The 13,665-nt window shown below is 41.2% G+C and carries 15 protein-coding genes and 1 pseudogene; 14 read left to right on the top strand and 2 right to left on the bottom strand.

What is annotated here, in order from left to right; genetic code table 11:
• Positions 1 to 4: 4 nt before the first annotated feature.
• A complete protein-coding gene (locus UQ64_RS15315) occupies positions 5 to 1,045 on the bottom strand; it encodes a S8 family peptidase (protein ID WP_209445809.1) in 1,041 nt (346 codons plus the stop codon).
• Positions 1,046 to 1,419: 374 nt separating this feature from the next.
• Here UQ64_RS15315 and UQ64_RS15310 point away from each other — a divergent pair, with 374 nt between their 5' ends.
• The gene (locus tag UQ64_RS15310; RefSeq protein WP_060624325.1) at positions 1,420 to 1,797 is read left to right on the top strand and encodes a hypothetical protein; all 378 of its coding nucleotides are present in this window, start codon (positions 1,420 to 1,422) and stop codon (positions 1,795 to 1,797) included.
• A gap of 49 nt (positions 1,798 to 1,846) precedes the next feature.
• Here UQ64_RS15310 and UQ64_RS32575 read toward each other — a convergent pair whose 3' ends face one another.
• Entirely contained in the window at positions 1,847 to 2,695 is an 849-nt protein-coding gene (locus tag UQ64_RS32575) for a MerR family transcriptional regulator (protein WP_060624324.1), read from the bottom strand.
• Between the two features lie 102 nt (positions 2,696 to 2,797).
• On the opposite strand from UQ64_RS32575, the gene UQ64_RS15300 reads away from it, so the two are divergent.
• The 13 genes and pseudogenes from UQ64_RS15300 to UQ64_RS15245 all read left to right on the top strand — a co-directional run bounded on the left by UQ64_RS15300 (position 2,798) and on the right by UQ64_RS15245 (position 13,619).
• Positions 2,798 to 4,132, top strand: coding sequence for an MATE family efflux transporter (locus UQ64_RS15300; RefSeq protein ID WP_060624323.1), 1,335 nt, complete (start codon positions 2,798 to 2,800; stop codon positions 4,130 to 4,132).
• A 29-nt stretch (positions 4,133 to 4,161) separates the two neighbouring features.
• Positions 4,162 to 5,433, top strand: a complete 1,272-nt coding sequence (locus UQ64_RS15295) for a hypothetical protein (protein WP_060624322.1) — start codon at positions 4,162 to 4,164, stop codon at positions 5,431 to 5,433.
• Positions 5,430 to 6,104, top strand: a complete 675-nt coding sequence (locus tag UQ64_RS15290) for a DUF6320 domain-containing protein (protein ID WP_060624321.1) — start codon at positions 5,430 to 5,432, stop codon at positions 6,102 to 6,104. Before UQ64_RS15295 ends, UQ64_RS15290 begins: the two co-directional genes overlap by 4 nt.
• 195 nt (positions 6,105 to 6,299) lie before the next feature.
• Positions 6,300 to 6,782 carry a hypothetical protein gene (locus UQ64_RS15285; protein WP_060624320.1) on the top strand — a complete coding sequence of 161 codons (483 nt, stop codon included), beginning with the start codon at positions 6,300 to 6,302 and terminating at the stop codon, positions 6,780 to 6,782.
• 280 nt (positions 6,783 to 7,062) lie between these two features.
• A complete protein-coding gene (locus tag UQ64_RS15280) occupies positions 7,063 to 8,100 on the top strand; it encodes an ABC transporter substrate-binding protein (RefSeq protein ID WP_060624319.1) in 1,038 nt (345 codons plus the stop codon).
• A gap of 16 nt (positions 8,101 to 8,116) precedes the next feature.
• Positions 8,117 to 9,106 carry a FecCD family ABC transporter permease gene (locus UQ64_RS15275; RefSeq protein WP_060624318.1) on the top strand — a complete coding sequence of 330 codons (990 nt, stop codon included), beginning with the start codon at positions 8,117 to 8,119 and terminating at the stop codon, positions 9,104 to 9,106.
• Between the two features lies 1 nt (position 9,107).
• Complete coding sequence (locus UQ64_RS15270; protein ID WP_060624317.1) at positions 9,108 to 9,887, top strand: ABC transporter ATP-binding protein; 780 nt, start codon at positions 9,108 to 9,110, stop codon at positions 9,885 to 9,887.
• Between the two features lie 45 nt (positions 9,888 to 9,932).
• The gene (locus UQ64_RS15265) at positions 9,933 to 10,460 is read left to right on the top strand and encodes a HugZ family pyridoxamine 5'-phosphate oxidase (protein ID WP_060624316.1); all 528 of its coding nucleotides are present in this window, start codon (positions 9,933 to 9,935) and stop codon (positions 10,458 to 10,460) included.
• A gap of 3 nt (positions 10,461 to 10,463) precedes the next feature.
• Complete coding sequence (locus tag UQ64_RS15260) at positions 10,464 to 10,892, top strand: DinB family protein (protein WP_060624315.1); 429 nt, start codon at positions 10,464 to 10,466, stop codon at positions 10,890 to 10,892.
• A 163-nt stretch (positions 10,893 to 11,055) separates the two neighbouring features.
• Positions 11,056 to 11,355, top strand: coding sequence for a MerR family transcriptional regulator (locus UQ64_RS32175; protein ID WP_082651152.1), 300 nt, complete (start codon positions 11,056 to 11,058; stop codon positions 11,353 to 11,355).
• Positions 11,262 to 11,474 (top strand): annotated as a pseudogene (locus tag UQ64_RS15255) (SDR family oxidoreductase); the annotation flags it as partial. The gene UQ64_RS32175 and the pseudogene UQ64_RS15255, both read left to right, overlap by 94 nt.
• Before the next feature lie 87 nt (positions 11,475 to 11,561).
• The gene (locus tag UQ64_RS15250) at positions 11,562 to 12,647 is read left to right on the top strand and encodes a glycerol dehydrogenase (protein WP_060624313.1); all 1,086 of its coding nucleotides are present in this window, start codon (positions 11,562 to 11,564) and stop codon (positions 12,645 to 12,647) included.
• A gap of 105 nt (positions 12,648 to 12,752) precedes the next feature.
• Positions 12,753 to 13,619 (top strand): divergent polysaccharide deacetylase family protein, encoded by an 867-nt coding sequence (locus UQ64_RS15245; protein ID WP_060624312.1) that lies wholly within the window; start codon positions 12,753 to 12,755, stop codon positions 13,617 to 13,619.
• Positions 13,620 to 13,665 lie beyond the last annotated feature (46 nt).

Here is a 13,665-nt window from a genome sequence, read left to right as displayed (position 1 = left end):
AAAATCACAATAAGAATCTCGCATTGATCTCACCAGAGCCTGCTGTGTTAGGGGGAAGTTTCAGTGAGAATGTGTTCTTTTTCAGTATGGTTTTTACTTGCTTAGGAGTTAGTGAGGGATTTCTCTGCAGCAATTGCGCAATAACACCAGAGACTATAGGTGTTGAGACGCTGGTACCGGACAGCACAAAGTAATTTTTAGCGATCCGCAAGTAAGGAAGCTCCAGATCTAGCTTGGAGTAAGGAGCACGAAGAGAGATAATCGTCTCGCCAGGGGCTACGAGGTCTGGTTTTTTCCGTCCTCTCGGTGCAGGCCCACGGCTGGAATACCAGGTAATCCGGTCGTCCTTTTGTGTGAGCGTGCGGCGATCATCCACTGCACCAACAGTAATTGCTGAAGGACTAATCCCTGGTGACTCGATCGTACTTCGCTTAGGACCGCTATTTCCAGCTGCTATTACAACTGTAAGGCCGGCCCTAATTGCTTTTTCTACAGCTTGGCACAGCGGGTCATCAACACAAGTTGAATTAACAGTACCTCCGAGTGACATCGAAAGGATACGCAGCTTTAGCCGCTTTCGATTTGCAATACACCACTCAATTCCCTTAATAATCGTGGAGTCATATCCGTCGCCATTTTTATCAAGTACTTTAACACCAACGATCCCTGCTTCTGGAGCAGGGCTTTTGTATTTTCCTTTGCTCATCCACCCGTTTCCTGCTGCATCCCCTGCGATATGAGTCCCATGGCCGTTATCGTCATAGGGCTGTTTTCTATGATTGATGAAATCTTTAAAAGCCATGATGCGGTTACAGGGCTTACTCAGATCAGGGTGCCTATACACGCCTGTATCAAGAATAGCAATGTTGATTCCTTTTCCGGTAAGTCCCTGTTTCTTTTGGATAGCGGTAGAACCGATGGAGGGTGTCGCTATATTAAGGGATGTTTTTTTGATTCCATCTACATAGATTTTCTCGATCCCATGCCAGCCACACATCTGTTTCAGACAGTTCATCGAAACTCGTGATGCCACAGAATTAAGCATCGGGAGGTGATGTTTAATAGGGAAGTCGTGTAATTCTAAATGTTTTTGTAATGACTTCAGCTGGGCTGGGGTCATTTTTTGTTTGAACTTAATAATGATAGGGATTTTAGCGGATGTACGGCGAGGTCCTTGGGATTGTTGAATTTTTTTTCTTAGTGCCCTTTGGATTATTGAACTATGCTGCTCTAGCCACAATTGTCGGCTCATTTATTAATGGATCACCTCACAAATGCATTATATGCATTACTGATCCAGTGGGTACGAATCTATGAATCTAGGAATAAAGTACATTTCTAGAATAGTAGGTAAAAGTAAAGTCAAGAATTCCAAATTTTGCATTTACTATCGTATCCTAAAAGAAAGTGGTGAAGTAAATGACAATTATTAAGAAGCCAGTCAATAAGCAAGCCGTAATGGCGGCCAAAGCTCTCGCAGCAAAAAAGAGAGTGAAAGCAGCTGCAACCCGGAAGAAACGGAGAGTCAGACAGACCTTGGACAGATTTATTGTTCTCGCTATTGGTACAAATGCAACTGGAACACCTAAAGACACTACGGGGTGGACCGCTTCCTTATTGAGAACTGGAAATCCAGCTATAGTCGCTGATTTCGATGAATTCGGTGTAGCTAGATTCCCAACAGTTAGCACATTAACAACGGTGCCGTATCTTCTCACATTAAGAGATGAGAACGGAAATGCTATAAAAAGCTTTAATGTACCATCAGATCGAGAATTCTATGTTGCTAGGTTCTAAATTTGGACTAGCTTAGTTATCCTCAAGTTAACAACAGCATGTGTCGATTCTATATCGCCACATGCTGTTTTATTTGTCTTTTATCAGATGATGCAGATTTTAACAATACTTGAATCTCATAAACCCACTGAAACATTCCGGTGAAAATGACCGACTGGATGACGGATAGAATCTCAGTATTATATTCGGCTTTAGCATGTGCAACAATATTCTGAATCGTTTCCCTTCTCTGCTCCTCCGAGCAATAACCATAGAGATAAATTCCTTTAGGTAATATCGAAATATAGTCGGACTGTTCAGGATACTTCTCACAGACTACAAAAAAGACAGAAGGATTCTCAGGAGGCTCTAAAGTAGTCATAATATTTGCACGAAGATCAAATGCGAATGCATCTCTTGGCTCATCTTCAAGCTGTTGATTTAGCGCATTCTGCATTTGATGGAAACTTTCGAGGCTGGGTTTCTGTAGGGAGTGGATTTTTACGATCGTTCTTTCTCCCAAAGCTTTGGTTAAAAAATGGTTGGGGGATAGGGGGACGTCGGATAAATAAGCTTGATTTTCGTATTGTTTTCGCAAAGCTCTAAGCTGTAATTTCGTCTTATTTAGTTGCTTGATTTCCTGTTCAATTTCCTCGTCCTTTGTTTTAAGGAAACTAATAATATAATCGAGATTATCATTCGTAAACACATCTTTAATCTTATGAAGTGGCATGTTCTTTTTTTTGCAGAAGTTAATGACATCGAGATAAATAAGCTCTTTATCTGAATAATAGCGATAACCAGAGGACGGATCTACTTTTGCAGGCTTCAGCAAGTTAATCCGGTCATAATGCCGTAAGGTTTCGATAGTAGTGTCTGCTAGTTTTGCTGTTTCACCAATAGAATAATAGTTGTTCATTGCATCATTCTCCCGTTGACTCTTGTGTTACCCAAGAGATTATAGTGTTCATTGTACTGATTTTCATCTAAAATTTCAAAACAGTGAATGGAGAATGAGAGTATGAAGACAACAGAACTCGATGTATTAAAAGATCCAATTTCCAAACTTTTTCGTGGTTATGCGATTCCCGGGATCGTAGCTTCTCTTTCTATGTGTCTGTACGGAATTATTAACGGAATTATTTTGGGGCGTTTTGTAGGACCTAATGCGCTAGCTGCAGTGAATATGGCTTCTCCGATTTTTAATATCATTTCCTGTATAGGGATCTTAATTGCCATTGGAGGAAATACATTAACCGCTATTAGTCTAGGAGAGCAGAACAAGAGAAAAGCCAACCATTACTTCAATAATGCTTTTTACACTCTGTTTATGATTACCGTGGTTATTTTCATAATGGTAGTTTTTTTTCCTCATGTACTGGCTAGAATAGTTGGAGCGAACTCTGTACTTTTTCCTATGGTTGTTGATTACATACGAACTTTTGGTGTATTTGTCGTGCCTGTAATTTTTAATATTCTACTTGGTATTTCATTGCAATCCATTGGCAAACCTCAGCTTTATATGGTCGGTAATTTGTTGAGTGTAGTCTTGAACATCATCTTGGATTTGATTCTTATTTGCGTTTTCGATATGGGGATTACAGGTGCTGCTTTGGCATCTGGGATTAGTGCAACGGTTGTTTTTATATTATTTTTCTCGAAATTCATCTCAAAGGATAGTTTTTTAAGAGTGGGTAGATGGAAGGTGGAGTTAAAAGCAATCGGAAGGATGATCTATAACGGTTCCTCGGAGGCGATTACGCAATTCAGTGCAGGTTTTTCTTTTATGATCTTCAACTGGATTTTGATAACTAAATTTGGTGAAACAGGCGTATCTTCATTTGCGGTAGTTCAGTATATCTCACTTGTAGTTAATGCAGTTATCATGGGCATGTCGAGAGGGTTAGGAGCCATTAGCAGCGTGAATTACGGAGCAAAGGAATACGGCCGTATAACAGAATTGATTGCCGTAGCGATTAAAATAGTCACATTGGTTGGTGTGGTTTGTACAGCGATTTTGATTCTTTTTAAATCCCCATTCATTTCTCTTTTTGTAAAAGACAATCTTCAGGTCATGACTACATCCAGTGAAATTATCACATTTTATAGCTTTAATTTTATCTTTGTAGGGGCCAATATTATAATTAACGCTCTGTACACAGCCATTAATAATCCCAAAATATCTGCGATTTTGGCGATTTTACGATATGTCTTGTTGATTGGAAATTTCTTTATCCTTCCTTTAATGTTTGGTAACATCGGTTTATGGCTTTCCTTTGTAGTGGCAGAGATAATCTGTGTCGTGGTAAGCTATGTTTGTTTGAAGAAGACAATGCAAAAGTGGAGTCTCAACTAGTTAACAGCAGATTAAAGAGGAGTTTTGAAGTGAAAAAGTGGTACAAACTTGATAACGCAGCAAAACTATTTCCATCCGTTACAAATACAAAAAACACTTCTGTTTATCGGATTTCAGCCGTTCTGACAAATCCTGTAGATGTGGACGCTTTGCAGCAAGCCGCCGATACGGTATTCGACAGATTTCCGATGTTCACAGTGAAGCTTCGGAGGGGTGTGTTTTGGAATTATTTAGAGTCTAGCACGGATAAAATTGTGATCGCTGAGGATCAGCAGTATCCTTGTCGCAACATTGATCCAACTACGAATAATGGATATTTATTTAAGGTTTTATACTACAAAAATAGAGTCTCTGTTGAAGTGTTCCATGCGCTCACGGATGGTAATGGGGCCGTCGAGTTTTTAAAATCACTGTTGTATTATTATCTTTTGTATATGGGACATGAAATTGACACTGAGGACAGGATTCTACTCGCCGATTCAGGAGTGGATATCCATGATATGGAGGATGCTTTTCGCAGATACTACAAGGATTGTTATGTTGAATCGGTTAGAAACAGCAGAGCTTACCACATTAAAGGCACAGCTTTCGAACAGTTCGGAAATAACGTGGTACACGGGGTCGTAAGTGCTTCCCAATTGAATGCCCTCGCTAAGCAAAAAGGAAGTACGATCACTGCTTATTTATCTGCATTACTGAGTTATTCTATTTATCAAACAAGAATCAAATATAGCAAAAGTAACGCTCCCGTGGTTATCGCAGTGCCTGTCAATTTGCGCAAAGCATTCCCTTCACGTACTCTTCGTAACTTCTTTGGCGTAGTTAATCTTGGAGCGCGAATTACGGAGGATACCACACTGGATGAATTAATTTTTAGGATGAATGAGATGCTGAAGTATAAAACGGGGAAAGAAAATTTGCAAAATATCATTTACAACAATGTTGCGCTTGAACGGAACAAAGCTACACTGTTTGTCCCGTTATTTTTGAAGAACTGGTTCGTGAATTTAGGGTTTCATATGCTTGGGGAAAGTAAAAGAACACTGACCTTGTCCAATATCGGCAATATTATATTGCCACAGCAAATGAACGAGCATGTTGAGCTAATTGAGGCATTAGTCTATCCATCCAATAAAAGCCCTATGAACTGTGGGATCAGCTCAGTCAATGATAAGCTGGTGATCACGTTTACCAGAAATATAGTGGAGTCCGATATATTGCAATACTTCTTTTCGACCTTAGCGGGTGAGGCTGGACTTGAAGTGGAAATCTATTCAAACGATTGGGGGATTAGCGAATGACCAAATGTATTCGTTGCAATGTGACGGTTGATAATCAACATAATCGTTGTCCGCTATGCTCCAAGCCACTTAAGATCAGGGGAGAGAGTGCGACAGAATACCCGTCCTATAAAGAGGTTTATCAGGTAACCAAACCATTTACGGTAGCTAAATTGTTCCTCTTTTTGACCATATCTGCGATCGTGCTTTCGATTACAATTAATGCGTTAACCTATCATATCAATCCGAGAATATGGTCAATTATCGTAAGTACCGGTCTTATCTATGCGTGGATCGTTGTTAAAGATACCATTTTATCTAATAAACATATCGGCAGAAAGATTTTATATCACTATGTTATGTTGTCCATATTCCTTTTGGTGATCGATATTTTTGTAGGTTTTAGGGGATGGTCTACCAATTATGCAATTCCGCTGTTTGGAGTGGCAGCTACATTTATTATGACTATGCTCGCAATTGTTCAAAAATCATTATGGCGTCATGATATAGGTTATATTTTAGCGATGTTCTTTATTAATTTATGTCCTATGCTTCTGTTTGTATTTAATTTGTCTCATGTCATTTGGACCAGTGTGTTCTCAATCGTATACTCACTCCTAACCATTATAGGGATGATTATTTTTTCTGACCGGAAATTTATAAGCGAAATCAGAAGAAGATTCCATTATTAGATTTTTCATTAGTGAATACCTATTATCATATTTCTCCGGATGGGGCTGAAAACCCACTAGCTGAAATGGCTGCTGCAGATTTTTTTGAAATGGATGAAGTAAGAGGTTTGATGCAACAAGCTGGAGAAACGGTTCAGGCACATGGCTTAGATTTACCTGCATCTTTTTTTGGGACATCATGAGGATCATGCGCATTTGGGTTTTAAAATTAATGAATTACACTTTAAAGATGTCCCAGAGGAAGAACAGGAGACGGTGATCCTAAAAGATTGGGAAGTATTTATTACATATACAGTTACGCCTGCCGTAGAGGCAATCGCAGAAGCTGCTGGGGTCAAATCAGCCATGATCTGGCAACAATTTGGTGGTGAAACAGGGATGTTAAGAGAGTTCATCGCTCAGAATGAAACGCGTGAAGAAGTGATAGAGAGATATAATCGTAACTTCTTGCTTCTATCGGAGTCTATTCCGCCGGAGCTTTTTCACAGAAATAGAAATCCATTTAAGCATACGATTCGTTATACAGATAATCCGTATCATGAAGGAGAGCGACTAGTGTTGCGTTCTTCCTGCTGCCTCTATTATTGCCGTGAGGATGGCGAGAAGTGTTATGTATGTCCAAGGTTAACGGAAGAAGAAAGAGAAGAGAAGAAAGTGAAAATTCTCTCCACTCTATAATTAAATTTAGGTTTATTATGCATATTGACCACGTCCTTTGGACGTGGTTTTTTTGTGGATTCAAGAAAGTGAAAGGTTCATACGACACCGAATTCCTATTTTTCTACAAGAAAGGTTGTCCTTTTTAATGAGATGATTAAGGCATTTTTGCTAGTTTAAAATTTAAATAAAATTCTTGACACTTCATAATGATAAACATTATCATAGGAATGGTAGATGAAAATGAAAATCATTATCACTACTTAGGGCGTATAATTATACATACTCGGAGGGATGGATTTTGAAGAAATTATTAGTACTTCTGGTTGTTGCAGTGCTGACTGCAATGACTGCATGTTCGTCCACGAATACAGCGGATAATCAAACAAAGAATGAAGCCGTAACGAATACAGCTGCTAATGAAACGAAAGAAGCAAATGCAGCGGATACAACAGAAGCAACGAATACAACGGATGCTGGTAAGGTGTACAGTCTGGAGAATGATGGTGTAGATGAAGCATTGTTCAAAGAAGCTTTAAGCCAATTTCCAACCACAGTTCCACAGCGAATTGTAACTACATCTGTACCATTAACAGAAATGCTCTACTTGCTTGGAATCACACCAGTTGGTGTACCAACCTCTACCAATCCAATCCCTGCAGATTTTGATTCGATAGATAAAATTGGTTCGCCAATGGCACCGGATCTTGAAGTAGTAACAAAGCTTGAGCCAGACTTGCTGCTGGGAGCAGAATCGCTTCGAAGCACGCTAGATAAGACACTGGAAGGCATGGATTTGCAAAAAGCATATCTACGCACAGAATCCTTCGAGGATTTAAAGCTTAGCCTTAAAGTATTAGGCACTTATTTTAATAAAAAAGATGAGATGAATGCGGCTTTGACCAAGATTTTGGATAAAGAAAATGAGCTAAGTAAATTAGCCGAAGGAAAAGAGCTGCCCAGCGTGATGCTCGTTATTGGAACCTCGGATTCCTTCATGGTTATGAGTGAGAAATCTTATCTAGGTAGTTTGGTGAAGAAGCTCGGCGCAGATAACATTGCTACTTCTGTACTTAAAGTTACAGATACTTACTCCCCAATTAATATGGAGAACATTGTAGCCGCTGACCCAGATGTCATTCTCGTACTCGCTTCAGGTGATCATGGTGCGACAAAGGATAAATTTAAAAAAGAAATAGAGAAAAATGAAACTTGGACAAAGCTTTCCGCTTATAAAAACGACAAAATCCAGATATTAGATTATAGCGTGTTCGGTGTGACTTCGATTATTAATGCAGAGACAGCCCTAACTGAAATAGCAAAATACTTCTATGAATAATTAAAGGAGACAGCAAGTGATAAAAACATCTCGTAGCAGAATAGTTGTTATTGTAACGGTTATACTAGCGCTCGTTGCCGCGATTATTGCAATCGGACTAGGCTCTGTATTCATTCCGATATCAGACATACTCGGCACGATCTTTGGTTCATCGTCTAAGGCGGTGAATACCACCATCATATGGGATATTCGATTGCCACGCGTATTACTGGCGATGATCATCGGAGCGAATATAGCGATTTCGGGCGCACTGCTGCAAGCTGTGATGGGTAACCCGCTTGCTGATCCTGGATTGACGGGTGTAACTAGTGGGGCGGCTGCATGTGTTCTTGTCATAATGCTTGCTGCACCACAGTATACTCAGTTCATTCCGATTGCTGCTTTTGTTGGTGGACTAATCGCTGCCGGCATTGTATATGCATTGGCGTGGAGACGAACCGGCATTTCGCCGGTTACCATTATTTTATCTGGTGTCGCTGTGAATGCGCTCTGCGGAGGAGTCATCGGCCTCTTAACAATCATGTACAGTGATAGACTTCCTGCAGCGGTTCAATGGCTTAACGGCAGTCTCGCAGCTAAAGGGAATAATGCCTTGATGATGGTCCTTCCATATGCGATTGCAGGTTGGATCTTATCATTTTTCGCGATTCGTAAAGCAAATATTATTCGTCTGGGTGATCAGGTTGCCTCAAATCTGGGTGAAAATGTAAATCAAATTCGTATCTTGCTCTCCTTGCTAGCAGTATTTCTCGCGGCTATTTCTGTAGCAGCCATTGGAATGATCGGATTTGTTGGTCTTGTTGTACCACATATGGCTAGAATGCTCGTTGGTTCTGATTATAAGTATCTTTTGCCGATGAGTATGGCTCTTGGTGCATTGGTTCTGTTGATTGCGGATACGGGCGGACGTACTCTATTCGCACCACTAGATATCCCTTCGGGTATCCTTATGGCTGTGATTGGTGGACCTTATTTTCTATACCTGATGAGAAAGAAGGCGTTCTAACATGTTTACTGTCGATTCCATTTCAATTCGGTATGAGCAGAAAAGCGTGATTAACAACTTCTCTTTTTCCGTAAAAAAAGGTGAGATCGTCTCTATCATAGGACCGAACGGCTCCGGTAAATCTACGTTGCTCAAAGCGGTATCACGGCTAATTCCTTATCATACGGGTACGGTCATACTCGATGGTACGGATCTGAAGTCTATGAGCGCCAAACAAGTTGCACGAAAAATGTGCATGCTGAGCCAGAAGAATCAAGCACCAAGTGATATGACTGTGATTGATCTGGTCTCGTATGGCAGGTATCCACATAAAAAGTGGTTTGAAAGATTGAACCAAGAGGATATGGACATTGTTCATTGGGCCCTTGAGAAGACACATTTGATAGAGTATAAGGACCGAGCCGTAGCTTCATTGTCAGGTGGTGAATCACAGCGTGCCTGGATTGCAATGGCTTTAGCGCAGCGTCCACTCATCATGTTGCTTGACGAACCAACCACTTACTTGGACATTTCTCATCAGCATGAAGTGCTTGAGCTTGTTCGCGAGTTAAATCAGGACATGGGCATGACCATAGTGATGGTACTGCATGATCTCAATCAAGCGTCTACTTATAGCGATAGTATTGTTGTAGTGCAGGCTGGTGAAAAAGCGATGTACGGCACACCCAATGAAGTCATGACAACAGACATGATCCGGGATGTCTACCGAATGGATGCGGAAGTCCAGTATGTGCAAACAGAGAAGAAACCTCGTATTCATTTGTTGAGTACCGTTCGATAGATTCAAATTTTGATTACATAATCTACTAATGGAGGGATTTTTTGAATGAAGAAGCCTATAGATGTAGAGAAAAATAAAGAAAACTACTTACAATTTATCAATAAACGTAAGAATCTGATTTTGAGTTTAATTGATGATGAAGGTAAGCCGTTTATTAGCTATGCACCTTTCGTAAAGAAAGACGGTAAACTGTATATCTATATTAGTAAGATTGCAGAGCACTATGGCTATATGGAAAATAATGATTTTGTGGACGCTTTTCTGATCGCGGATGAGTCTGAAACAAATAATAAATTTGCAACTGAGCGTGTACGCTGGAGTTGTACCTCAAGTAATATCGGTAATGATGGACATGAGGATATCTTTGAATTGTTTAATGCGGATCATGGTGAAGCCATGCTGAAATTGCTGCGCGGACTGGATTTCTCACTATTCGAACTGACCCCTGTGAAGGGGCGTTATGTTGTAGGTTTTGGATTGGCTTTTGATATTGATGTGGATGCGAATTTGTTCAACCACGTTGTTATTGATAAGAAGAAAGATGAAGAAGCAACTGTACAAGGGAGCAAATAGCCGATGACTATTACTTCAGTACTGCCCATCTGGCAAGCCGTTCAAGAGCGATTTCATAAAATGGTGAAGGCATTGCCGGAAGAAGACTTAAATCTTAAATTAGGGAATTCAACCATCGGAGGGTTGATTTCTCATAATGCTGAGGTAGAATTTATGTTTGCAGAGTGGTTCTTTGGTAGACCTAAACCTCAAGCTGATGATGCAGCGTATACTACATTAAGTGAACTGGTGGATCTGCTGACGGCTTCAAATGAGAATCTAATTGCAGCGATGCAGGAGCTTCCGGAAGATGCTTGGCATGTGAGTGTAGAATTGGCTTTTGGCACATCTACTCCGCTTGAAGCGGTAGGGAGACTTATGTATCACACAGGCATTCATGCCGGACAGATTTCTCTGATACAGAAAAATGCGGTTCAAAGTGAAGCGTTGTAGAGGTAGAATAATAGAAGGAATAGGGAAACGGCAGAAATGCCGTTTTTTTTGTGTGTAAACATAGGTGGGAAATTGATCCCGGAAATTCGTTGTCTCTATTTTGATACCCTTTGTTTTATGTGAATTTTGGTATAATATAGGGGATTCCAAGGAGGCGTAGATCATGACGGAGTACTTGCGAGGCCAAATGGCCAAACTGGCGAATGTGAGTATGGAGACGTTGAGGTATTATGAGGAACTCGGATTAATAAGCACACCTATACGTTCTGAATCCGGTTACCGTCTTTATTCTGAAGCGGCGCTTAGTCGACTTACGTTTATACATAATGCTAAGCGATGCGGGTTCACCCTAAAGGAAATCAAAAAGGCATTACGATTAATGCGGTTTCGCCCGGTCCTGTTAATACGGAGCTTTTCACAGTTGGAAAGACTGCTGAAGAGATTGCGAATGTTGGGAATATGAATTCTTTTGGACGCTTAGGAGAACCTGATGATATCTCGAATGTAGTGCTGTTCTTGGCTAGTAAGGAATCACAGTGGGTTACGGGCCAGACCATTCGAGTGAATGGGGGATTCATTTAAGAACAAAACCGATAGCATCATTTTTAATAGCCGGTCTGCAGCAATACTCCTTAGAATAAATGGATACTCAAAAAGAGGAGTGAAACTATGACGCAGATCATCTGTTCACCGACTAAATATATTCAGGGGCATGGCGAGATCCAAAAGCTGGGAGAGTATTGTTTGCAGCTAGGAGCAAAAAGTGCGTTTGCAATTATAGATCCTTATATTTTCTCCATGTACAAGAAAGATATCTTACACAGCTTTGAAATAAATGATATTCCACTTATTATGCGCGAATTCAAGGGGGAGTGCAGCCGTAATCAGGTGGATGAGATAGTGTTGGAACTTGGTCGTAAGGACGTTGAAGTCGTCTTAGGAATCGGTGGCGGCAAGACATTAGATACAGCAAAAGCAGCAAGTTACATGTCGGATCTCCCAGTAGTTATTGTACCCACAGTGGCTTCGACGGATGCACCTTGCAGCGCTTTATCAGTGTTGTATACGGATGAGGGTGACTTTGATTGCTATCTTCCCTTAAAAAGAAACCCCGACATGGTCATCGCAGATATAAATATCATAACGAAAGCTCCTGCAAGATTACTGGTTGCTGGAATGGGTGATGCCTTATCCACCTTTTACGAAGCAAGAGCTTGCCGTCAATCAGGGGCGGTTACCCATGCAGGTGGGACTAGCACAATCGCAGCGTTCTCCTTAGCCCGAGCTTGTCTCGACACACTTCTTGCTGAAGGTGAATCAGCACTAATAGATGTTAAACAAGGGATTACCTCTTCTGCAGTAGAACATATTGTTGAAGCTAATATTTATTTGAGCGGCGTGGGGTTTGAGAGTGGTGGGCTTGCGGCAGCCCATGCTATTCATAACGGACTGACACTGCATGAGGGATGCAGGAATGTGCTACATGGTGAGAAGGTTGCTTTTGCTACGATCGTGCAGTTGGTCTTAGAGAACACTTCAGATGATGAGATCGCTCAAATCATTGATTTCTGCAAAAAAATCGGCCTTCCCGTTACACTTAAGGAGCTTGGCATTATTAGCAGCGAGATCGATAAATTAATGGTGGTGGCAGAAGCTAGCTGCTCCCAGGATAGCCCGATGAAGAATATGCCGTTTGAAGTTCAATCTTTGGATGTGCTGAAAGCAATCCTTGCCACAGACAAGCGCGGGCAATAGGAGCAGTTCTATTGTAAATTATTGCGAACCCTCCTCGTACATATTTAACCTTCGTGAACCAAACAATGAGGACAATTGTTTAAGACGAAGGAGGCGTTCCTCTTGATGAAGGACAGTCGAAAGGTTAAACGTTACTTACTAAACTGGATTGCTGTTGCTGCAGTAATGATTACCACAATTGTTCCAGCGACGCCGACTGTATCTGCTGCCACGTCTAAAGACAACGTTACAAATACGCAACGTGAAGAGAGTGCACCAAAACGTGATAAGGTTGCGGTTGCTATCATTATTGACGATTTCGGCAATGGCATGAAGGGGACTGATGAAATGTTCTCGTTACCGATAAAGCTTACTGTAGCCGTAATGCCCTTTTTGCCTACATCCGCGAAGGATGCCACGCGCGCGCATGAACGCGGAGATGATGTTCTGGTGCACTTGCCTATGGAGCCGCGCCAAGGTAATCCTAAATGGCTTGGACCAGGAGCTATATTGGCCAAGATGTCCGATGAGGAAGTGCGACAAAAGGTTGAGGCAGCACTCGAAAATGTTCCATATGCGATCGGGATAAATAACCATATGGGCTCGAAAATTACCGGGGACGAGCGAATTATGGCGGTGATCTTATCTGTATGCAAAGAACGGGGATTGTTTTTTGTAGACAGCAAGACCAACTATCGTTCCGTTGCTGGCAATATGGCTTATCGAATGGGATTACCTCGCTTGGAGAACCATATCTTCTTGGATGACATACACACGGCCAGTCATGTTCTGAAGCAAATGGGACTCGTTAAAGATCTAGCACAGGATCAACGATACTGCGTAACCATTGGTCATGTTGGCGTACATGGGAAAGAGACCGCAGCAGGGATCCGCAGTGGTATTGAGCATTTGAAAGACAGTGTTGAATTTATAGGTATTTCTGATCTGGTTAAAGACGAGATGAAATGGATCTCTCATCCTACACTTCCATAAGATAAGCTACAATACCATCAGCGATGGCTTCTGCGATTTGTTGCTG

This window comes from Paenibacillus etheri (assembly GCF_001012825.1).
Lineage (GTDB): Bacteria > Bacillota > Bacilli > Paenibacillales > Paenibacillaceae > Paenibacillus_AQ > Paenibacillus_AQ etheri.
The sequence above is the reverse complement of the archived record's forward strand: the minus strand, read 5'-3'. Positions and strand labels throughout refer to the sequence as shown.